Below are 21,709 nucleotides of genomic sequence, written 5' to 3'. Positions count from 1 at the left end.
CACTCTTAGTGTGATTTTTTTCTTTCATAAACATTTTCTATCATGGCAATTGAAAATATATATTATCCAAAGAAGAAATTCTATGATAGACTAAATGACAATAAAATGAAAAGAGGTTTCTCATGACAACATTTACCATCCATACAGTAGAATCAGCTCCAGCAGAAGTAAAAGAAGTCCTTGAAACAGTAAAAAAAGACAACAATGGCTATATTCCCAATCTAATCGGTCTCTTGGCGAATGCCCCTACCGCCCTTGAAGCCTACCGAACTGTCGGAGCCATTAACCGCCGCAACAGCCTGACACCAGTAGAGCGTGAAGTTGTGCAAATCACAGCTGCCGTAACCAATGGTTGTGCCTTCTGCGTGGCTGGGCATACTGCTTTTTCAATCAAACAAATCCAGATGAATGATGACCTTCTGCAAGCTCTTCGCAACCGTACCCCAATCGAGTCAGATCCTAAGCTAGATACTCTAGCCAAGTTTACCTTGGCAGTCATCAATACCAAAGGGCGTGTAGGGGATGAAGCGCTTAGTGAATTTTTAGAAGCCGGCTATACCCACCAAAATGCCTTGGATGTGGTTCTCGGTGTCAGCCTAGCCAGCCTTTGCAACTATGCTAATAACCTGGCTGATACACCAATTAACCCAGAATTGCAACCCTATGCCTAGTTCGAATCATAAAGAAAAAAATGAAGTCTGAAATAATCCAACTTCGTTTTTTAAGTCCTCATTTAAGCGCTTTTATGCTATACTAATAATAACATGATTATTGGAGGCTCGGATGAAAAAGCTCCCCTTGGTATTCTCTGGCTGTTTATTAGGTTTAGCAGGTGCAGGAAATTTGATTGCAGATACTTTGCCTGTTCTGTCGCATTTATTGAGTCTGACTGGTTTAATTTTGTGGATTTTCTTTCTGACTCTTCATCTTTTTAATTGGGAAGAAACCAAGCAAGAATTGACCAAGCCCCCTCTTTTGTCTGGGATGGCCACTTTTCCCATGGCTGGGATGATTTTATCTACCTATGTCTTTCGCGTATTCCCTGCTCTTCCTTTGCTAGCACAAGGGATCTGGTGGTTTTCATTTCTCTTGGATTTAGCTTTGATTGCTACTTTTACCATCAAATTTGCCTGTCCGGGTCGGAGGGTCAATGCGACTCCTAGCTGGACGGTGCTCTATGTGGGGATAGCTGTGGCAGCCTTGACCTATCCTCTTGTCGGAATCATTGAAATTGCCTATGCGACCTTGAGTTTTGGTTTTGTCTTGACCTTTTATCTCTATCCGCTTATTTATAGCGATTTAAAGAAAGATCCACTCCCACTGGCCTTGCTTGGACAGGAAGGAATCTACTGTGCTCCCTTTTCTCTACTCCTGGCATCCCTAGTTCGAGTTGGAGGAGCAGGCCTACCGACTTGGCTCTTGATCGTCATGATTTTGGCATCTCAATCCTTCTTTTTCTTTGTTTTAACTCGTCTGCCTAATATTTTAAAACAAGGCTTTCAACCAGCCTTCTCAGCCCTCACCTTCCCAACCATTATCACAGCTACTTCGCTCAAGATGGCTCAGGGAATTTTGAAACTTCCATTTCTGGATTATCTGGTGTTGGCTGAAACTATTCTATGCCTAACTATTTTATTCTTTGTATTGGGTGCTTATCTGATTTGGTTACGAAAAAAGGTCTAGCTAGAAATAGCTAAACCTTATTTTTATGGTTTGATAACTTCAGCTCCACCCATATATGGACGAAGAACTTCTGGGATGGTCACAGAACCATCTGCGTTTTGGTAGTTTTCAAGAATTGCAGCCACTGTACGTCCAACTGCAAGTCCAGAACCGTTCAAAGTGTGAAGGAGTTTTACCTTGCCATCGGCTTCATCTCGGTAACGGATTTGAGCACGACGGGCTTGGAAATCTTCTGTATTTGAACAGCTTGAGATTTCACGGTAGGTATTTTGGGCTGGAATCCAAACTTCCAAGTCGTAAGTTTTAGCAGCTGAGAAGCCCATGTCTCCAGTAGAGAGTGCAACAACGCGGTATGGAAGATTGAGTTTTTGAAGGATGTTTTCAGCGTTGGCTGTCATTTTTTCTAATTCTTCATAAGATTCTTCTGGTTTGGCAAATTTGACCATTTCAACCTTGTGGAATTGGTGCAGACGAATCAAACCACGAGTATCACGACCAGCGGAACCAGCCTCAGAACGGAATGACGGACTCATAGCGGTGAAGTAGATTGGTAGGTCTTTTCCGTCAAGGATTTCATCGCGATAGTAGTTTGTCAAAGGCACTTCGGCGGTAGGAATAAGGACATAATTAGTGTCTTTCAACTCAAAAGTATCTTCCTTGAATTTTGGATATTGACCAGTACCAAACATAGAATCATGGTTAACCATGTATGGTGTGATGACTTCAGTATAGCCCTCTTTCCCATGTTCATCCAACATAAAGTTGTAGATAGCACGTTCCAAACGAGCACCAAGCCCTTTATAGAAGAGGAAGCGAGCACCAGTAACTTTTGCTCCACGTTCCCAGTCAAGGATACCAAGATCTTCACCAAGATCCCAGTGAGCTTTTGGTTCGAAGTCAAACTCACGTGGAGTACCCCAACGGCGAACTTCCACATTGTCATCTTCATCAGCCCCAACAGGAACACTGTCAGCAGGGATGTTTGGAAGAGTAGTGGTAAATTCTGTCAATTTAGCATCAATGTCCGCCAATTCAGCATCCAAGACTTTGACTTCAGCAGATAGGGTTTGCATTGCAGCAATCTTGTCATCGGCATTTTCCTTGTTGCGTTTGGCTTGGGCAATCTCAGCTGAAACTGTGTTGCGTTCTGCCTTGAGGTTTTCAACCTTGATCAAGATGTCACGACGTTTAGCATCGATTTCTTTCATCTCGTTTAAGACAGCAGCATCTACACCACGTGTAGCCAATTTTTCTGCGACAGCATCAAAGTCTGTACGAATACGTTTAATATCTAACATAAGAACTCCTTTATGAAAAAAACACACCTGACAAAGCGTTGGAGTGGCAGGGCCACGGTTCCATCCAACTTCACAGGTGTGCACTTGATTGTGTATGTAATTGTTACTAACGGTAGAATTTCACTTACCCCTCCTATCTGCTCGCAGCACCCGCAGACTTTCTGAAAGAAGGAGATAACTTACTTATCCGTTGCTATGATTATACTAAAGTTTCTACTTTTTTGCAAATAGATTTTTAAATTTTTGACCAATGGTCTGGAGCAGAGTCGGAAGTTTCACGACCTTGTCGTTGCCAAGTTTTTGCCGAGCGATTTTGAGAATAGCTCCAGAGTCTTTTGAGGCAAAGAGGAATTTTCCTTGATCAGTGAAGACTTCAAAGTGGCGACTGATCTTGCGGCCACTTACGTTAGCGCCAATTTGCTGAATACTGGACCAGGGAATTTGAATATATTGTTCGACATTGACATCGGGATAAAACTCTAAGGCTTGATCCCCGACTAGAAATTTTCCGACTTTTCCAGAAATGGAGGGATAGGATGTTCCAGTGGTTTGTAGGTCAATGACTTTATTGAGTGATTGGGCCATGATTAATCTTCCTTACTTTCATCGAAAAAGGCATGATAGAGAGCCTTGATAGCTGCCTTTTCTTGCTCTTTATTGACAACGAACATGATAGAAACTTCACTTGAGCCTTGGGACATCATCTGGATGTTGATTTTGTTTTCAGATAGAGCGCGTGTTGCAGTAGCAGTTACCCCGATATGGCTCTTCATCTTTTCTCCGACAATCATAATGATTGAAAGGTCGTGTTCGATTTCAGCATGGTCCACTTCGGCTTTTTGAACTAACTGACGCAGAATTTCTTCCTCCTTGATAGGAGTCAATTCACGGGAACGAAGGATGATTGAAAGATCGTCGATACCTGTTGGCATGTGTTCCCAACCAATGTTAAGATCTTCAAGGATTTGAAGAATCTTACGACCGAATCCAACCTCGCGGTTCATGAGGTATTTAGACATGTTGATGCTGACGAATCCAGAATCACCAGCGATCCCAACGACTGGGAATTTATCGCTACTGTGTTTTAGAACGATACGAGTTCCTGGATGGTCAGGATTGTTGGTATTTTTGATGACAAGAGGGATTTTTCCACGATAGGCAGGAAGAAGGGCTTCATCATGAAGGACAGAAAATCCAGCGTAAGCCAATTCACGCATTTCACGGTAGGTTAACTCAGGAATGGAGTGTGGTTGGTGGATAATACCAGGATGGGCGGCAAAAATCCCATCCACGTCCGTAAAGTTTTCATAGAGGTCAGCCTTGACTCCAGCTGCGATAATGGAACCAGTAATATCTGAACCTCCACGTGAGAAGGTACAGATTTGATTTTCCTTAGTTACGCCAAAGAAACCAGGGATAACAAGGACTTCATTGCTATCAGCCAAGCCTTCAATCTTGTCATAACTAGATGGGATGATACGTGCGTTTCCTGGTTCACTTGTGACAATGATTCCAGCTTCTCTTGGATGAACATAGCGTGCGTCAATGCCGTTTTGGTTAAAGTAGGCTGCAATGAGTTTGGCATTGTTATTTTCTCCAGCTGCCAGGAAGGTGTCGTAGAGAAAGTCATTTTCTTCAATGGGAAGAGTCGCTAAGGCACGGATACTTTTAGAAATTTTTTCTAAAACAGTTGGTTTTAGGCCTAGTTCGCTCACCATAGCCGCATAGCGATCGATAATCCAATTTTGGCTAGTGCTGATATCATTTCCAGCCACATAGTTACGATAGTATTTAATCAAGGCATCAGTTACCTTGGTATCCTCAGCATTGCGTTTACCCGGTGCGGAAACGACTACAAAACGGCGTTCCTTATCACTTTTAACGATGTTTAAAACTTTTTCTAACTGACCAGCAGAGGCAAGCGAGCTTCCGCCAAATTTTACAACCTTCATAAGGACTCCTCAAGTAAGTATTTTATACGATTATAGCAGAAAGAGGGGCTTTTTTCAATGAAGAAAATATCTTACTATTTTAAATAGAAGTAAATGCTAATTTATTCTAAAAAGCGACAACAGTTTAAAAATAAGTGGTCAACTTTCACTTACATTCATAAACGATGGGGAAATAATCAGCTGAGACACTTTCCTTTAGTTTTTCCTTGCCTCTTTATCCAAAAAAAGGTATACTTTGAAAATAAAATAATTTCATTGTCTCACAAAAGAAAAGGAGAAGCTATGAATCATATCTTATATCAGATCGTAGATGATCTTGCTATTATTACTTTGAATCGTCCCGAAGTGGCAAATGGTTTCCATATCCCAATGTGTGAGGAGATTTTAGAAGCTTTGACCCTAGCAGAGCAGGATCAAGCTGTTCGGTTTATCTTGATAAACGCGAATGGCAAGGTCTTTTCAGTTGGGGGAGACTTGGTTGAGATGAAACGAGCAGTGGACGAAGATGATATCCCTTCTTTGAATAAGATTGCAGAATTAGTCAATACAATTTCTTTTAAAATCAAGCAAATTCCTAAACCTGTTTTGATGGAGGTTGATGGAGCGGTTGCTGGAGCCGCGGCAAATATGGCAGTAGCAGTTGATTTTTGCTTGGCGACTGATAAGGCAAAATTCATCCAAGCTTTTGTTGGAGTTGGATTGGCACCGGACGCTGGTGGGATTCACCTCTTGAGTCGTAGTATCGGGGTAACACGAGCTGCACAACTTGCCATGACAGGAGAAGCCTTAACTGCGGAAAAAGCGCTAGAATGGGGCGTGGTTTACCGTGTTTGTGAAGCTGATAAATTAGAAAAAACAAGAGAACAAGTTCTGAAAAAATTAAGACGAGGTTCAGCAAACTCATACGCAGCGATTAAAAAGTTAGTTTGGGAAAGTCAATTTAAAGATTGGCAAGATTATGCCGAATTGGAATTGAAACTACAAGAATCGTTATCTTTAACTGAAGATTTTAAAGAAGGGGTTCGAGCACATTCTGAAAGAAGAAGACCAAAATTTTCAGGAAAATAAAAAAATACTTGCACAAATCTTTGAAGTTTGTTATACTTTTTCTATCAAATGTTTTGATTGTGAAAGTTTTTTGAAGAGGAGGGAAAAAGTTTGGACTACCAACAAGTAAATGATTATTTAACATCTATTTTCAATAACGTCCTTGTGATTGAGGAGGTTAGCTTACGAGGTAGTCGATTCAAAGACATCTCCATCAAAGAAATGCACACGATCGATGTGATTGGAAAGTTCCCTGAGGCGACGCCTAGTAAGGTTTCCAAAGAACTGATGGTGACCTTGGGAACAGTTACGACGAGCTTGAATAATCTAGAAAGAAAGGGTTACATTGAGCGTATTCGTTCTGATCAAGACCGTCGTGTGGTCTATCTGCATTTGACAAAGAAAGGTCGTTTGGTTCACCGCCTTCACAAACGATTCCACAAGGCCATGGTTGAAAGAATTATTGACGGCATGAGTCCTGAGGAAAAGAAAGTCATGGGTAGAGGCTTGACGAACCTTTATCAATTTTTGGAGGATTTGAAATAATGGCCTTTGCTAAAATAAGCCAAGTTGCTCATTATGTTCCAGAGCAAGTGGTCACTAATCATGACTTGGCTCAAATCATGGATACAAGCGATGAGTGGATTTCAAGTCGGACAGGAATTAAACAGAGACATATCTCAAAAACTGAGTCTACAAGTGACTTGGCGACAGAAGTAGCTAAGAGCTTGTTGGCTAAAGGGAGCTTAACAGCGGATAAGATTGATTTTATCATTGTAGCGACGATTACTCCAGATTCGATGATGCCTTCTACGGCAGCTCGAGTTCAGGCGAATATCGGAGCGCATAGAGCTTTCGCCTTTGATCTGACAGCAGCTTGTAGTGGCTTTATATTCGCTCTCTCAACTGCAGAAAAGTTTTTAAGTTCTGGACAGTTCAAAAAAGGGATTGTTATCGGGGCTGAAACCTTATCCAAGGCAGTTGATTGGTCAGATCGTTCGACAGCTGTTCTCTTTGGGGATGGTGCTGGTGGGGTTCTCTTGGAAGCGAGCGAAACACGTCACTTCCTTGTGGAAAGTCTCTATACGGATGGTTCTCGGAGCGAGTGTTTGACCTATGGTCAAACGGTTTTGGCTTCGCCTTTCTCAGATCAAGAAGCAGTTCCTGCTTTTCTGAAGATGGATGGACGAGCAGTTTTTGATTTTGCAAATCGTGATGTTGCTAGATCGATCAAAGAAACCATTGAAAATGGTCCAATAGCAGCATCGGAATTGGATTATCTCTTACTTCATCAGGCAAATATCCGCATTTTGGATAAGATGGCTAAGAAAATCGGTGTAGACCGAGACAAGCTTCCTGCCAATATGATGGAGTATGGGAATACCAGTGCAGCAAGTATCCCGATTTTGCTCTCAGAGTGTGTGGAGAATGGCATGATTCGTTTAGATGGTAGCCAGACGATTCTCCTATCAGGCTTCGGTGGAGGTTTGACATGGGGCACACTCATTCTTACAATCTAGGTAATCATGTGGTAAACACATAGTTATAAAATTTTATATTTTAAAGGAGTCCTATCATGGCAGTATTTGAAAAAGTACAAGAAATTATCGTTGAAGAACTTGGAAAAGACGCATCAGAAGTAACACTTGAATCTACTTTTGATGATTTGGATGCAGATTCATTGGACTTGTTCCAAGTAATCTCTGAAATTGAAGATGCTTTTGATATCCAAATCGAAGCAGAAGATAACTTGAAAACAGTTGGTGACTTGGTTGCTTACGTTGAAGAGCAAACAAAATAATTAGCATATTACTAGAAGGAGTAGGGGAGACCCGCTCCCTCTTGTTTAGGTAATAGTTTGAAATTCAAATGATAAACTTATCGAACTATTACGTAAGCAAGGAATGATGGAGGCACTATGAAAACACGTATTACAGAATTATTGAATATTGATTATCCTATTTTTCAAGGAGGAATGGCCTGGGTTGCTGATGGCGACTTGGCTGGTGCGGTATCAAAAGCTGGTGGTTTGGGGATCATCGGTGGTGGAAATGCACCTAAAGAGGTCGTAAAGGCTAATATCGATAAAATCAAATCACTTACAGATAAACCTTTTGGTGTCAACATCATGCTCTTGTCACCTTTTGTAGAAGACATCGTTGATCTCGTGATTGAAGAAGGGGTTAAGGTGGTTACAACTGGTGCAGGAAATCCAAGTAAATACATGACTCGTTTCCATGATGCAGGAATTACAGTTATTCCTGTTGTTCCAAGTGTTGCTTTGGCAAAACGCATGGAAAAAATTGGTGCGGATGCCGTCATTGCAGAAGGTATGGAAGCTGGTGGACACATTGGTAAATTAACAACGATGACCTTGGTTCGCCAAGTTGCTGCAGCTGTTTCAATTCCAGTTATTGCTGCTGGTGGTATTGCAGATGGTGAGGGGGCAGCGGCTGGGTTTATGCTTGGCGCAGAAGCCGTTCAAGTAGGAACTCGTTTTGTAGTTGCCAAAGAGTCTAATGCTCATCCAAATTATAAAGCTAAAATTTTAAAAGCTCGTGATATTGATACAACGATTTCAGCACAACATTTTGGACACGCAGTTCGTGCCATTAAAAACCAGTTGACTCGTGATTTTGAGCAAGCTGAAAAGGATGCCTTTAAACAAGAAAATCCAGATTTAGAAATCTTTGAGCAAATGGGTGCAGGAGCTTTAGCCAAAGCTGTTGTCCATGGTGATGTGGATGGCGGTTCAGTGATGGCCGGCCAGATTGCAGGTTTGATTTCTAAAGAAGAAACTGTTGAAGAAATCTTAAAAGATATCTACTACGGTGCAGCTGAAAAAATTCAAGAAGAAGCTGTTCGTTGGGCAGGAGTTACAAGAAATGACTAAAACAGCCTTTCTATTTGCGGGCCAAGGTGCTCAGTATCTAGGAATGGGACGTGATCTCTATGACCACTATCCTATCGTCAAGGAAACAATTGACCAAGCCAGTCAGGTTTTGGGTTATGACCTTCGTGACTTGATTGACAATGATGAAGCAAAGTTAAATCAGACTCGTTACACGCAACCAGCTATTCTAGCTACATCCGTTGCTATTTACCGATTATTGAAAGAAAAAGGCTATCAGCCAGACATGGTGGCAGGACTGTCCCTCGGAGAATATTCAGCTCTTGTAGCAAGTGGTTCCTTGGACTTTGAGGATGCAGTTGCCTTGGTTGCTAAGCGTGGTGCTTATATGGAAGAGGCTGCACCAGCAGGCTCTGGAAAGATGGTTGCCGTTCTTAATACTCCAGTTGAAGTGATTGAGGAAGCTTGTGAAACAGCCTCTAAAGTTGGAGTAGTGACTCCAGCCAACTACAACACCCCAAGCCAAGTCGTTATCGGTGGTGAGGTGGCTGCGGTTGACCGCGCAGTTGAACTCTTGCAGGAAGCAGGAGCAAAACGATTGATTCCTTTAAACGTATCTGGTCCTTTCCATACAGCCCTTCTTGAGCCAGCCAGTCAGCAACTAGCTGATGCTCTTGAGGGAGTGAGTTTCGCTGATTTCACTTGTCCTCTAGTCGGCAATACGGAAGCTGCTGTTATGGAAAAAGGTCGAATCCAAGAGCTTTTGACGCGTCAGGTAAAAGAACCTGTACGTTTTTATGAAAGTATTGCTGTGATGCAGGATGCTGGGGTGACCAACTTTATTGAAATCGGCCCTGGAAAAGTCCTATCAGGATTTGTCAAAAAAATCGATAAAACAGCTCAGCTAGCTAACGTTGAAGATCAAACAAGCTTGGATGCTTTGCTAGGAAACTAGTGACCCCTTCTCCCAGAAAATACAACAGGAAACAGGAGAATAGAATGCAACTAAAAAATAAAAATATCTTTGTTACAGGTTCAAGTCGTGGTATCGGACTTGCCATTGCTCATAAATTTGCCCAACTAGGCGCTAATGTAGTCTTGAATAGTCGCGGAGCAATCTCAGAAGAATTGCTGGCTGAGTTTTCAAACTACGGTGTCAAGGTGGTGCCAATCTCGGGTGATGTTTCAGACTTTGCAGATGCCAAACGTATGGTGGATCAAGCGATTGCAGAACTCGGTTCTGTCGATGTCTTGGTCAACAATGCTGGGATCACTCAAGATACGCTCATGCTCAAGATGACCGAAGAAGACTTTGAAAAAGTGATTAAGATCAATCTGACAGGTGCTTTCAACATGACGCAAGCAGTCTTGAAACAGATGATCAAGGCACGTGAAGGTGCTATCATCAATATGTCCAGTGTGGTTGGTTTGATGGGAAATATCGGTCAAGCAAACTATGCAGCTTCTAAAGCAGGTTTGATTGGTTTTACCAAGTCAGTTGCACGTGAAGTTGCCAATCGCAACGTACGCGTAAATGCTCTTGCACCAGGGATGATCGAATCGGATATGACTGCTGTTTTATCTGATAAGGTCAAGGAAGCGACATTGACTCAAATCCCAATGAAACATTTTGGTCAAGCAGAACATATCGCAGATGCTACAGTGTTCCTGGCTGGACAGGATTATTTGACTGGACAAGTTCTCGCTGTTGATGGCGGACTTAGCATGTAAAAAAAATAAGGAAAGATATAGGTAAGACAGATGAAACTAAATCGAGTTGTAGTAACAGGTTATGGATTGACCTCTCCTATCGGAAATACTCCAGAAGAATTTTGGAACAGTTTGCAAACTGGGAAGATTGGAATTGGAGAAATCACTAAGTTTGACCACAGCGAATTTGCTGTGCACAATGCGGCAGAAGTTCAAGATTTCCCATTTGATAAATACTTTGTCAAAAAAGATACCAACCGTTTTGACAACTATTCTTTGTATGCCTTGTATGCTGCTCAAGAAGCGGTGACAAATGCAAATCTTGATGTAGAAGCAATCGATAAAGATCGCTTTGGTGTCATCGTGGCTTCTGGTATTGGGGGAATTAAAGAAATCGAAGATCAGGTTATCCGTCTTCATGAAAAAGGTCCAAAACGCGTTAAACCAATGACACTTCCAAAAGCCTTGCCAAATATGGCTTCGGGAAATGTTGCCATACGCTTTGGAGCAAACGGTGTCTGTAAATCAATCAATACAGCCTGTGCCTCATCAAACGATGCCATTGGGGATGCCTTCCGTTCTATCAAGTTTGGTTTCCAAGATGTCATGTTAGTAGGTGGATCAGAATCATCTATCACTCCTTTTGCTATCGCTGGTTTCCAAGCTTTGACTGCCCTATCAACTACAGAGGATCCAACTCGTGCTTCTATTCCGTTTGACAAAGATCGTAATGGTTTTGTGATGGGAGAAGGTTCAGGAATGTTGGTTCTTGAAAGCCTTGAACATGCTGAAAAACGTGGGGCAACTGTCTTGGCTGAAGTAGTTGGTTATGGAAATACCTGCGATGCTTACCATATGACTTCACCTCATCCAGAAGGTCAAGGTGCAATTAAGGCAATTAAATTAGCTTTGGAAGAAGCAGAAATTTCTCCAGAACAAGTGGCCTATGTCAATGCCCACGGAACTTCAACTCCTGCTAATGAAAAAGGAGAAAGTAGTGCCATTGTAGCTGTTCTTGGTAAAGAAGTACCAGTATCTTCAACCAAGTCCTTTACAGGACACTTACTTGGTGCTGCAGGAGCGGTAGAAGCCATCGCTACAATCGAAGCCATGCGTCATAACTTTGTACCAATGACTGCTGGAACAAGCGAGTTATCAGACTATATCGAGGCGAATGTCGTTTATGGACAAGGCTTGGAGCAGGAAATCCCTTATGCTATTTCAAACACTTTTGGTTTTGGTGGACACAACGCGGTTCTTGCTTTCAAACGTTGGGAGAATAAATAATTATGAATTTAAATGAGATCAAGGACTTGATGGCTCAATTTGACCAATCAAGTTTGAGAGAATTTTCTTATAAAAACGGACAGGACGAATTGCAGTTCAGTAAGAATGAAACAAGAATGGTTTCTGAAGCACCAGCTCAAGTTGCTCCAGCGCCAACTGCAGTAGCTGCAAGTCCAGTAGTTTCTGCCCCTTCGACTCCAGCAGAGAGTGCTGTGGACGAAGCTCCGGCACCTGCTGAAACGACGGTTGCTCCAGAGGGTGATGTCGTTGAAAGCCCACTTGTAGGGGTGGCTTACTTGGCCGCTGGACCAGATAAACCTGCCTTTGTGACGGTTGGAGACAGTGTTAAAAAAGGTCAGACTTTGGTGATCATCGAAGCCATGAAGGTCATGAATGAAATTCCTGCACCTAAGGATGGCGTGGTAACAGAAATTCTCATTTCAAATGAAGAAATGGTTGAGTTTGGTAAAGGATTGGTACGTATCAAATGATCGATATTCAAGGAATCAAAGAAGCTCTACCCCATCGCTACCCTATGCTCCTAGTGGACCGTGTCTTGGAAGTGAGCGAAGATACTATTGTTGCCATTAAAAATGTGACCATCAACGAACCTTTCTTTAATGGTCATTTTCCACAATACCCAGTCATGCCAGGTGTTCTTATCATGGAAGCCTTGGCCCAGACTGCTGGTGTCTTGGAATTGTCCAAGCCTGAAAACAAAGGCAAACTCGTCTTCTACGCTGGCATGGACAAGGTCAAGTTTAAGAAGCAAGTTGTGCCAGGTGATCAATTAGTCATGACGGCTACCTTTGTGAAACGTCGTGGTACGATTGCTGTGGTTGAAGCAAAGGCTGAAGTGGATGGCAAGCTTGCAGCGAGTGGTATTCTTACCTTTGCAATTGGAAACTAAGGAGGTTCTCCATGTTTCGTAAAATTTTGATTGCCAACCGTGGTGAGATTGCGGTTCGCATTATTCGAGCTGCGCGTGAATTGGGCATTGCGACTGTAGCAGTCTATTCAACTGCTGATAAGGAAGCTCTTCACACACTCCTAGCGGATGAAGCTATCTGTATCGGACCTGGTAAGGCAACAGAGTCTTATCTCAATATCAATGCGATTTTATCTGCTGCAGTCTTGACAGAAGCAGAAGCCATTCACCCAGGTTTTGGTTTTCTTAGCGAAAACTCCAAGTTTGCCACGATGTGTGATGAAGTGGGGATTAAGTTTATCGGCCCTTCTGGCGCTGTAATGGATACCATGGGAGATAAGATCAATGCGCGTGAGCAAATGATCAAGGCTGAGGTTCCAGTTATCCCAGGATCTGATGGTGAAGTTCACACGGCTGAAGAGGCCCTTGCAGTTGCAGAAAAAATTGGCTATCCAGTCATGCTTAAGGCATCGGCAGGTGGTGGTGGAAAAGGGATTCGTAAGGTTGAAAAGGCGGAAGACTTGGTCGCTGCCTTTGAGACAGCATCCAGTGAAGCCAAGGCCAATTTTGGAAATGGCGCTATGTATCTTGAGCGTGTGATTTATCCAGCTCGCCATATCGAGGTTCAGATCCTTGCAGACCAAGAAGGACATGTTGTCCATCTTGGTGAACGGGATTGTTCACTCCAACGAAATAACCAAAAGGTTTTAGAAGAAAGCCCATCTATTGCGATTGGAAAAACTCTTCGTCATGAAATTGGTGCTGCAGCCGTTCGTGCAGCAGAGTCTGTTGGCTATGAAAATGCAGGGACGATTGAATTTCTTCTCGATGAAGCGAGTGGCAATTTCTACTTCATGGAAATGAATACTCGTGTGCAAGTTGAACACCCAGTCACAGAGTTTGTTTCAGGTGTTGATATCGTGAAGGAACAGATTCGCATTGCGGCCGGGCAACCCTTACCTTTCAAACAAGAAGATATCGTCCTACGAGGTCATGCTATCGAGTGCCGGATTAATGCAGAAAATCCAGCATTTAACTTTGCTCCAAGCCCAGGTAAAATTACCAATCTCTATCTACCAAGTGGTGGAGTTGGCTTGCGCGTGGACTCAGCAGTTTATCCAGGTTATACCATTACCCCTTACTATGATAGTATGATTGCCAAAATCATTGTTCATGGGGAGAATCGTTTTGATGCCTTAATGAAGATGCAACGGGCACTTTATGAACTTGATATTGAAGGAGTACAAACCAATGCAGACTTCCAGTTGGATCTGATTTCAGACCGCCGAGTTATCGCTGGTGACTACGATACTTCCTTCTTGATGGAAACTTTCTTGCCAAAATACCAAGAAAAGGAATAGACTTTCAAATAGTATGAGAACTAAAAGGGGGAGTTATGGCTCTATTTAGTAAAAAGGATAAGTATATTCGGATCAATCCTAACCGTTCCGTAAGGCAGAAACCACAAGCCAAGCCTGAGGTTCCGGATGAACTCTTCTCCCAGTGTCCTGGTTGTAAACACACCATTTACCAAAAGGATCTTGGGAGCGAACGAATTTGTCCCCATTGTAGCTATACTTTCCGTATTTCAGCTCAGGAACGCTTGGATTTGACGATTGATTCTGACAGCTTTGTGGAGATGTTTACGGGTATTGAAACTCAAGATCCATTAAACTTTCCTGGCTACCAGAAAAAACTAGTTACTATGCGTGAAAAGACAGGTTTGGATGAAGCAGTACTGACTGGTACAGCTAGCATCAAGGGACAAAAAGTTGCCCTTGGGATCATGGATTCTAACTTTATCATGGCTTCTATGGGAACCGTTGTGGGTGAAAAAATTACGCGCCTGTTTGAGTATGCAACGGTAGAAAACTTGCCAGTCGTTCTCTTCACAGCTTCTGGTGGAGCCCGTATGCAAGAAGGAATCATGAGTTTGATGCAGATGGCTAAAATTTCTGCGGCAGTTCAACGTCATTCCAAGGCCGGACTTTTTTACCTAACTATTTTAACCGATCCGACAACAGGTGGGGTGACCGCTTCTTTTGCTATGGAAGGTGATATTATCCTAGCGGAGCCACAGAGTTTGGTTGGTTTTGCTGGGCGACGTGTTATCGAAAATACAGTTCGTGAGACTTTGCCGGAGGACTTCCAAAAGGCAGAATTTTTGCTGGAACATGGATTTGTTGATGCAATTGTCAAACGGAGAGAATTGCCTGAAACAATTGCTAAATTAGTAAGATTGCATGGAGGAAGTCGCGGATGAATATTGCAAAAATAGTCAGAGAGGCACGCGAGCAGAGTCGCTTGACCGCACTTGATTTTGCCAATGGAATCTTTGATGAATTTATCGAATTGCATGGAGACCGCTCTTTTCGTGATGATGGTGCGGTCATTGGTGGAATTGGCTGGTTAGGTGATCAAGCAGTAACTGTCGTTGGTATCCAAAAGGGGAAGAGTCTTCATGACAACCTCAAACGAAATTTTGGGCAACCTCATCCAGAAGGCTATCGTAAGGCCCTTCGCTTGATGAAACAAGCAGAAAAATTTGGTCGTCCAGTTGTAACCTTCATCAACACTGCTGGAGCTTACCCAGGTGTTGGAGCTGAGGAACGTGGACAAGGGGAAGCAATTGCCCGAAACCTGATGGAAATGAGCGACCTCAAGGTTCCAATCATCGCGATTATTATCGGTGAAGGAGGGTCTGGTGGTGCTCTAGCACTAGCCGTTGCTGACCGTGTCTGGATGCTGGAAAATTCAATCTATGCCGTGCTCAGTCCAGAAGGCTTTGCCTCTATCCTTTGGAAGGATGGAAGCCGTGCCATGGAAGCGGCAGAGTTAATGAAAATCACTTCACACGAACTCCTAGAAATGGGAATCGTGGACAAGGTAATCTCAGAAGCAGGGCTCTCAAGTAAAGAAATACTAGAATGCGTTAAAAATGAATTGCGAGCAGAGCTTGACCGCTTGCAAGGCTTAGCCTTGGAACAGCTTCTAGAAGAACGTTACCAACGGTTTAGAAAATATTAAAAAGAAGGCTAGAACTGAGTAAAGGTTCTAGCCTTCTTTTTCTAGAGAACATACATTTCAGAACTAAAAATTGACAGTTGAGGAGATAGACTATAAAATAGATAAAAAAAGAAATATACTATAAATGTGAGCCTACAACAATCTATTTTAAGAAGGTACTTGCAATGACAGGTACAAATACATTTACAGTTCTTTCAACTGAGGACTTGGAGCAAACTTTAGGTGGTCTTGCTGTTTGGGAAGATGAATATGGTAGATGGTTATATTATAGAGAATTTGCTACCTATATGAGGCAAGGGGTACTTAATTCTTATATAGATGCTTGGAAGTACGGCTTCCGAGCAGGATAATCTTTCAAAAAAAGTACGATGAGAAACACAAAGAAACTAAGACAATTTGGAATATTTTTGCTTATTATTTTACTATCTACCTATTTACCACAAACAATTGGATTGTATGTGGCAATCATTTTAGGGTTAGGAGCTGATGTCTATTCTCTTATTTTAACAATGGGATTAGTGGGAAGTTTCCTTCTATTAATTTGGTGGTTAAAAAAGAAAAAGATGCTCTTTATCTTTGAGAAAAAGAGCTGGAACTGGTCAACTATCTTTTACTTTTTTGCATGTTATGTGGTTCATCAGATTCTCGGTAATTTTTGGGCACGCTATGCTCATTTGATTAATCATAGGAATATTCATGATGAGTATTTTACCGTGGTTCTTTCAAATAGACAACCAACCTTTTTATCGACTATCTTATCTTTTGTCCTGCCTGTAATCATCGGCCCCGTTTTTGAGGAGACTCTTGATAGAGGGTATTTTATGAACACCTTCTTTCCCCAGTCAAAGTATTATTTAGATGTCATCTTATCAGGCTTTATCTTTGGACTCAGTCATTTGATACTATCTCACCGAGATCCAATTAGTTTATTATATTATAGTCTGATTGGCCTCTTTTTCGCTCTTGTCTATCGTTATACATCTAATCTACGATTGACCATTCTCTGTCATAGTTTTTTCAACTTTCTCAATCATGCAAAACCTATCTGGATTTTTGTTTACATTTATATCTATTACCACTTTTTTAGATAGTGGGAGGCAAAGGAAAAAGTGTTTGATGTTCGTCAAACACTTTTTCTATTTACTGTTCTTCTGTTACAAACTGGCTGAGCAGTCCATTGATAAAACGGGCAGATTTTTGATCTGAGAAGTTCTTTGCAAGCTCAATAGCTTCATTGACAGCAACCAACTGTGGAGTGTCGAATGAAGTGATTTCAAAGACTCCCAAGCGAAGGAGGTTTCTCTCCACGAGTGTTAAACGCTCGATGGTCCAACCTGCTTTTAAATGCTGTGTGATTTGCTTGTCTAGTTCATCCTTTTTAGCTTGAACACCAGAAACTAGCTCTGTCAAAAAGGCTGGTAGTTGCACATCAGTATCTTCACGATCATGAGTATAGGCGAAACGACAAGCAGTTTCGACATCCGTACCGAACTCAAGGCTCATAAGAGCTTGAAAAGCGCATTTACGGAGTTGGCGTCTAGATTCTAATAGTGGACTAGTCATTGAGGAAGTCCTCGTCAAATAGATCTTTCAATTCTGGTTTTGGTGTTTTATCTGGAACGATACCTGCAACGTGGATATTGATAGCAGCGAGTTCTACATCAGCCATGTTGCGGACTGCATCTTTGACAGCTTTCTGGATAGCAACAGCTACCTTAGGAACTTTTACTCCGTACTCAAGGTAGAGATAGATATCTGCTGTGAGTTCTTCGTCCACGTTTTTTAGATAAACGCCACGGCCGAGAGAAAGTTTTGAAAGGGTGTCAGATACTGATTTGTTTGAAAAAGAGTGTACACCCTCTACTTTTGCAGTAGCAATAGCAATGATTTTTTCAAGTACACGTGGGGCGATAACGATTTCGCCAAGTTGTTCTTCAATTCCCATAGAATGACCTCTTTCTAGAGATTAGGCACGAGAAACGTAAGTTCCTTCTGCAGTGTTGATAACCAGTTTTTGTCCTGCTTCGATGAAGTCTGGAACGTTTACGACAAGTCCAGTTTCCATCGTTGCTGGTTTACCAGAACCTGTAACAGTAGCCCCTTTGATAGATGGTTGAGTTTCTGCAACTGTCAATTCAACAGTAGTAGGAACTGTGACACCAATCACTTCAGTTCCGTAGAATTGGATCTTCACATCAGAGTTTTCAAGGATGTAAAGCAATTCGTTTTCAACATTGACTACAGGGATTTCGTACTGGTCGTAAGTTTCTGTATTCATGAAGTATGCTGTGTCATCCATTTTGTACAAGTATTGGGCTGGAACAGTCTCGATGATAGCTTGTTCAAATTTTTCCTCTGGACGGTAGCTTGTGTCAAATGTAGAACCAGTACGAACATCGCGCAATTTCATACGCATGATGGTGTTTCCTTTACCTGGTTTGTGGTGGCTAGCTTCCAAAACGCGGATCAATTTTCCGTCAGCTGTTTCAAAGGTCATACCAGCCTTTAATTTACTTGCTTCAATCATGTTTTTACCTCTTTAATAAATATTATTACTCTTCATTTTACCATAAAATATTCTGGAAATAAAGCCAAAATAGTTATTGGGAGCTGGTAGAGAAGAAAAAACCAACCTTAGGGCTGGTTTTGTTCTGTCTAGTTTTCTTTCAACTTGGCCAATTCCTGAGCAAGCAGTTTAAGGGCGACTTGTGGGTTGGCTTGTCCTTTGGTTGCTTTCATAAGGAATCCTGTGAAGGCCTTGTCTGCGTTGCGTTTGCCTGACTTGAAGTCGGCAACGGCAGCTTCGTTATCCGCAAAGACTTGGTGAATGATTGGGATCAAGACATCTGGATCAGAGATTTGCACCAAGCCTGCTTTTTCCACGTATTCACGCGCGCCACCGCCATTTTTAGCCAGGTGGATAAAGACTTTTTTGGCAATCTTAGAAGAAATAGTGCCGTCTTCGATGATGGCAATCATTTCTACCAAGTTTTCTGGTGTCAATTCGATTTGTTCCAGTGTCTTGCCTTCAGCATTCAAGAATTGAGCGACTTCGCCTTGGAGCCAGTTAGAGACTTGTTTGGCATCGCCACCGAGGGCAACAGCTTTTTCAAAGAAGTCAGAAGTAACTTTGTTTGCAGTCAACTGACTAGCATCGTAGTCTGACAAGCCAAGATCAGCAACGTAGCGAGCACGGCGTTCTTTTGGAAACTCTGGCAACTCTGTACGCATTTCTTCGATCCACTCATCAGAGATTTCAAAGAGGGGTAGGTCTGGTTCTGGGAAGTAGCGGTAGTCTGCAGCCCCTTCCTTGACACGCATGAGGATGGTTGCTTTGTTAGCTTCGTCGTAACGGCGTGTTTCTTGGCGAATTTGACCACCTGAGCGAAGGATTTCAGCTTGACGTTGGACTTCGTATTCAAGACCCTTGCGAACATTTGAGAAGGAATTCAAGTTCTTCAACTCAGTCTTGGTACCGAATTTCTCTTGACCATAAGGACGAAGGGAGATGTTGGCATCCACGCGCATGGAACCTTCTTCCATCTTAACGTCAGAAATGCCAGCGTACTGGATAACTTCCTTGAGGGCAGTCAGGTAAGCATAGGCTTCTTCTGGCGAACGCATGTCGGCTTCAGATACAATTTCAATCAATGGCACCCCTTGGCGGTTGAGGTCTACATAGGAGTAGCCATCTGTACCGTGGGTGTTTTTACCAGCGTCTTCTTCTAGGTGAGCACGTTCGATCCCGATTTTCTTAGTTGTACCGTCTTCTAGTTCCACTTCAATCCAACCGTTGTAGCCGATTGGCTCATCAAACTGAGAAATTTGGTAGGCTTTTGGATTATCAGGATAGAAGTAGTTCTTGCGGTCAAAGTGCATGTGCTTGTGGATGTCCATGTTGAGGGCAAGAGCTGCCTTGATACCAGCATCGACAACCCCTTTATTGAGAACTGGCAGAACTCCTGGGAAGGACCAGTCAATCACGTTGGTGTTGGCATTTTGGTCATTCCCAAAGTGGGCAGATGTAGGTGAGAAGATTTTTGAATTGGTGTTGAGCTCAACGTGGACTTCAAGTCCAATGACTGTTTCAAAGTTCATTAGTTATCACCTCCAAAAATCACGGGTTGTTGTTTGTGGTAGTCTGTTGTCGCCTCAAAAGCAGCAGCAGCTTGGTAAATGGTCTCTTCTGAGTATTTAGGACCGATCAATTGGAGTCCGACAGGGAGACCTTGAGCAAATCCAGCAGGAATCGAAATTCCTGGGAGACCTGCCAAGTTGACAGGGATGGTCAAAAGGTCAGCCAAGTACATGGCAACTGGGTCGTGGTTGAGTGAGTCCAAGTCATAGGCAACGCTTGGAGCAGTTGGTCCTAGGATTAAATCGTAATCCGCAAAGACTTTTTCGAAATCTTGGATGATGAGGGTACGGACCTGACCAGCTTTCTTATAGTAGGCATCGTAGTAACCTGATGAAAGGCTGAAAGTACCTAGCATGATACGGCGTTTTACCTCTTCACCGAAACCTTGGCTACGGCTGTTTACATAGATTTCATCAAGGTTGCTTGCATCTTCTGCGCGGTAGCCGTAACGGATACCGTCAAAACGTTGCAGGTTTGATGAGGCTTCTGATGAAGCGATGATGTAGTAAACAGCTACACCGTATTTAGAATGAGGAAGGCTGACTTCTTCAACGATAGCACCAAGTTTTTCAAAGTGTTTGGCTGCGTTAAGAATTGTTTCCTTAACTTCTGGGTCAATTCCTTCACCAAAGTATTCCTTAGGCAAAGCAATTTTCATGCCCTTGATGTCTAGGCCAATTTTTGAAGTAAAGTCGGCAATACGGACAGGAGCAGAAGTAGAGTCTTTGGCGTCTTCACTAGCAATAGCGTTGAGTAAGAAGGCATTTTCCTTAACAGTTGGTGCAAAAGGTCCAATCTGGTCTAATGAGCTACCGAAGGCAATGAGACCGAAACGTGAAACTGTTCCGTAGGTTGGTTTGAGACCAACAATCCCGTTGAAGGCAGCAGGTTGGCGGATAGAACCACCAGTATCAGAACCAAGTGACAAACGAACTTGTCCTGAAGCTACAGAAGCCGCAGAACCGCTTGATGATCCACCAGGAACCTTGCTATGGTCCCAAGCATTTTTAGTGGCACCATAGTGTGAAGTCTCACCAGAACCACCCATGGCAAATTCGTCCATGTTGGTTTTTCCGACGACAATCATGCCCCTGGCTTTGGCATTGGCAACGGCTGTCGCATCAAAGATAGGCTCGTAGTTGTAAAGCATTTTTGAGGCTGCAGTTGTGAGGATACTGTCTGTAGAGATATTATCCTTAACAGCCAGTGGAATTCCTGAAAGAACATTGTCCACGTCAATTCCAGCTTCATCAATAGCCTTAGCTTGAGCAAGGGCTTGTTCTTCAGCGATAGTGACAAAAGCATTGATAGCTGTTTCTCGAGATTTAATATCTTCAAGCGTTGCTTGTGTCAATTCAGTTGCAGAAATTTCCTTAGAGACAAGGAGGTTGTGCAAGTCTTCAATAGTTTTGTTATTAAAAGTCATTAGGCATCTCCTCCATCGTCTAGGATAGCTGGTACCTTGATATAGTAGTTATCTTTTTCAGGTACGTTTTTAAACAAGCGGTCACGGTCTGTTCCTTCTTCAGCCACATCAGCGCGGAGTACGGTCTTGCGGTCAGCCATGGTCGTAGTAGGTGCGACACCAGTTGTGTCGACTTCGCCCAGCAATTCAACCATGTCAACAATTTTAGACAAGGTTGTCGCAAAGGCAGCAGTTTCTTCTTCAGAGAATCTTAATTTTGAAAGATTGGCAACGTGTGTTACCTCTTCTTGCGTAATTTTCATCTTGCATCCTTTCGTGAAATGATGATTTTTAGTCTGTTCTATTTTATCATATTTTCCTAT

26 protein-coding genes are annotated in these 21,709 nt (G+C 42.6%); 17 read left to right on the top strand and 9 right to left on the bottom strand.

Features of this window, described 5'->3' with window-relative positions; genetic code table 11:
• Positions 1–122: 122 nt before the first annotated feature.
• Both ACIY14_RS02490 and ACIY14_RS02485 read left to right on the top strand, forming a co-directional pair.
• The gene (locus ACIY14_RS02490) at positions 123–671 is read left to right on the top strand and encodes a carboxymuconolactone decarboxylase family protein (protein ID WP_409001397.1); all 549 of its coding nucleotides are present in this window, start codon (positions 123–125) and stop codon (positions 669–671) included.
• A gap of 112 nt (positions 672–783) precedes the next feature.
• Positions 784–1,683, top strand: coding sequence for a TDT family transporter (locus ACIY14_RS02485; protein ID WP_409001396.1), 900 nt, complete (start codon positions 784–786; stop codon positions 1,681–1,683).
• Positions 1,684–1,706: 23 nt separating this feature from the next.
• Here ACIY14_RS02485 and serS read toward each other — a convergent pair whose 3' ends face one another.
• The 3 genes from serS to ACIY14_RS02470 form a co-directional block, all read right to left on the bottom strand.
• Positions 1,707–2,981 carry a serine--tRNA ligase gene (gene serS, locus ACIY14_RS02480; protein ID WP_409001395.1) on the bottom strand — a complete coding sequence of 425 codons (1,275 nt, stop codon included), beginning with the start codon at positions 2,979–2,981 and terminating at the stop codon, positions 1,707–1,709.
• 213 nt (positions 2,982–3,194) lie between these two features.
• The gene (locus ACIY14_RS02475; protein ID WP_409001394.1) at positions 3,195–3,566 is read right to left on the bottom strand and encodes a DUF956 family protein; all 372 of its coding nucleotides are present in this window, start codon (positions 3,564–3,566) and stop codon (positions 3,195–3,197) included.
• Positions 3,567–3,568: 2 nt separating this feature from the next.
• Positions 3,569–4,933 (bottom strand): aspartate kinase, encoded by a 1,365-nt coding sequence (locus ACIY14_RS02470; protein WP_409001393.1) that lies wholly within the window; start codon positions 4,931–4,933, stop codon positions 3,569–3,571.
• 282 nt (positions 4,934–5,215) lie between these two features.
• On the opposite strand from ACIY14_RS02470, the gene ACIY14_RS02465 reads away from it, so the two are divergent.
• From ACIY14_RS02465 to ACIY14_RS02395, 15 genes are all read left to right on the top strand, one after another.
• Complete coding sequence (locus ACIY14_RS02465) at positions 5,216–6,001, top strand: enoyl-CoA hydratase (protein WP_409001392.1); 786 nt, start codon at positions 5,216–5,218, stop codon at positions 5,999–6,001.
• Between the two features lie 90 nt (positions 6,002–6,091).
• Positions 6,092–6,526 (top strand): MarR family winged helix-turn-helix transcriptional regulator, encoded by a 435-nt coding sequence (locus tag ACIY14_RS02460; protein WP_000386337.1) that lies wholly within the window; start codon positions 6,092–6,094, stop codon positions 6,524–6,526.
• Entirely contained in the window at positions 6,526–7,500 is a 975-nt protein-coding gene (locus ACIY14_RS02455; RefSeq protein ID WP_409001391.1) for a beta-ketoacyl-ACP synthase III, read from the top strand. The genes ACIY14_RS02460 and ACIY14_RS02455 overlap by 1 nt, the downstream gene beginning before the upstream one ends.
• Before the next feature lie 56 nt (positions 7,501–7,556).
• Positions 7,557–7,781, top strand: a complete 225-nt coding sequence (locus tag ACIY14_RS02450) for an acyl carrier protein (protein WP_000257840.1) — start codon at positions 7,557–7,559, stop codon at positions 7,779–7,781.
• 117 nt (positions 7,782–7,898) lie between these two features.
• On the top strand, positions 7,899–8,873 hold the full coding sequence (gene fabK, locus ACIY14_RS02445; RefSeq protein WP_409001390.1) for an enoyl-[acyl-carrier-protein] reductase FabK: 975 nt from the start codon (positions 7,899–7,901) through the stop codon (positions 8,871–8,873).
• Complete coding sequence (fabD, locus tag ACIY14_RS02440) at positions 8,866–9,786, top strand: ACP S-malonyltransferase (protein ID WP_409001389.1); 921 nt, start codon at positions 8,866–8,868, stop codon at positions 9,784–9,786. The genes fabK and fabD overlap by 8 nt, the downstream gene beginning before the upstream one ends.
• Positions 9,787–9,830: 44 nt before the next feature.
• Positions 9,831–10,562: a 3-oxoacyl-[acyl-carrier-protein] reductase gene (gene fabG, locus ACIY14_RS02435; protein WP_409001388.1), complete on the top strand. Its 732-nt coding sequence runs from the start codon at positions 9,831–9,833 to the stop codon at positions 10,560–10,562.
• 30 nt (positions 10,563–10,592) lie between these two features.
• Entirely contained in the window at positions 10,593–11,828 is a 1,236-nt protein-coding gene (gene fabF, locus ACIY14_RS02430; protein ID WP_409001387.1) for a beta-ketoacyl-ACP synthase II, read from the top strand.
• A 2-nt stretch (positions 11,829–11,830) separates the two neighbouring features.
• A complete protein-coding gene (accB, locus tag ACIY14_RS02425) occupies positions 11,831–12,319 on the top strand; it encodes an acetyl-CoA carboxylase biotin carboxyl carrier protein (protein ID WP_409001386.1) in 489 nt (162 codons plus the stop codon).
• Positions 12,316–12,738: a 3-hydroxyacyl-ACP dehydratase FabZ gene (gene fabZ / locus ACIY14_RS02420; RefSeq protein ID WP_000565514.1), complete on the top strand. Its 423-nt coding sequence runs from the start codon at positions 12,316–12,318 to the stop codon at positions 12,736–12,738. Before accB ends, fabZ begins: the two co-directional genes overlap by 4 nt.
• A gap of 11 nt (positions 12,739–12,749) precedes the next feature.
• Positions 12,750–14,117: an acetyl-CoA carboxylase biotin carboxylase subunit gene (gene accC / locus ACIY14_RS02415; RefSeq protein ID WP_409001385.1), complete on the top strand. Its 1,368-nt coding sequence runs from the start codon at positions 12,750–12,752 to the stop codon at positions 14,115–14,117.
• A gap of 35 nt (positions 14,118–14,152) precedes the next feature.
• The gene (gene accD / locus ACIY14_RS02410) at positions 14,153–15,019 is read left to right on the top strand and encodes an acetyl-CoA carboxylase, carboxyltransferase subunit beta (RefSeq protein ID WP_409001384.1); all 867 of its coding nucleotides are present in this window, start codon (positions 14,153–14,155) and stop codon (positions 15,017–15,019) included.
• Positions 15,016–15,783: an acetyl-CoA carboxylase carboxyl transferase subunit alpha gene (locus ACIY14_RS02405; protein ID WP_268714070.1), complete on the top strand. Its 768-nt coding sequence runs from the start codon at positions 15,016–15,018 to the stop codon at positions 15,781–15,783. Before accD ends, ACIY14_RS02405 begins: the two co-directional genes overlap by 4 nt.
• Positions 15,784–15,947: 164 nt before the next feature.
• Positions 15,948–16,133 (top strand): biofilm-regulating peptide BriC, encoded by a 186-nt coding sequence (gene briC, locus ACIY14_RS02400; RefSeq protein WP_409001383.1) that lies wholly within the window; start codon positions 15,948–15,950, stop codon positions 16,131–16,133.
• 18 nt (positions 16,134–16,151) lie between these two features.
• Positions 16,152–16,874, top strand: a complete 723-nt coding sequence (locus tag ACIY14_RS02395) for a lysostaphin resistance A-like protein (RefSeq protein WP_409001382.1) — start codon at positions 16,152–16,154, stop codon at positions 16,872–16,874.
• 49 nt (positions 16,875–16,923) lie between these two features.
• On the opposite strand, the gene nusB is transcribed toward ACIY14_RS02395, so the two are convergent.
• The 6 genes from nusB to gatC all read right to left on the bottom strand — a co-directional run bounded on the left by nusB (position 16,924) and on the right by gatC (position 21,649).
• A complete protein-coding gene (nusB, locus tag ACIY14_RS02390) occupies positions 16,924–17,346 on the bottom strand; it encodes a transcription antitermination factor NusB (RefSeq protein ID WP_409001381.1) in 423 nt (140 codons plus the stop codon).
• Positions 17,339–17,728 carry an Asp23/Gls24 family envelope stress response protein gene (locus tag ACIY14_RS02385; RefSeq protein ID WP_000510584.1) on the bottom strand — a complete coding sequence of 130 codons (390 nt, stop codon included), beginning with the start codon at positions 17,726–17,728 and terminating at the stop codon, positions 17,339–17,341. The genes nusB and ACIY14_RS02385 overlap by 8 nt, the downstream gene beginning before the upstream one ends.
• A 21-nt stretch (positions 17,729–17,749) precedes the next feature.
• Positions 17,750–18,310, bottom strand: coding sequence for an elongation factor P (efp, locus tag ACIY14_RS02380; protein WP_000568640.1), 561 nt, complete (start codon positions 18,308–18,310; stop codon positions 17,750–17,752).
• Positions 18,311–18,438: 128 nt separating this feature from the next.
• Complete coding sequence (gene gatB / locus ACIY14_RS02375; RefSeq protein ID WP_409001380.1) at positions 18,439–19,881, bottom strand: Asp-tRNA(Asn)/Glu-tRNA(Gln) amidotransferase subunit GatB; 1,443 nt, start codon at positions 19,879–19,881, stop codon at positions 18,439–18,441.
• Entirely contained in the window at positions 19,881–21,347 is a 1,467-nt protein-coding gene (gene gatA, locus ACIY14_RS02370; RefSeq protein WP_409001379.1) for an Asp-tRNA(Asn)/Glu-tRNA(Gln) amidotransferase subunit GatA, read from the bottom strand. The genes gatB and gatA overlap by 1 nt, the downstream gene beginning before the upstream one ends.
• A complete protein-coding gene (gatC, locus tag ACIY14_RS02365) occupies positions 21,347–21,649 on the bottom strand; it encodes an Asp-tRNA(Asn)/Glu-tRNA(Gln) amidotransferase subunit GatC (RefSeq protein ID WP_409001378.1) in 303 nt (100 codons plus the stop codon). Before gatC ends, gatA begins: the two co-directional genes overlap by 1 nt.
• Positions 21,650–21,709: the final 60 nt, after the last annotated feature.

Source organism: Streptococcus sp. ST16 (assembly GCF_046098135.1).
Lineage (GTDB): Bacteria > Bacillota > Bacilli > Lactobacillales > Streptococcaceae > Streptococcus.
Note: the sequence above shows the minus strand (reverse complement) of the source record. Positions and strands in the feature narration are given on the sequence as shown.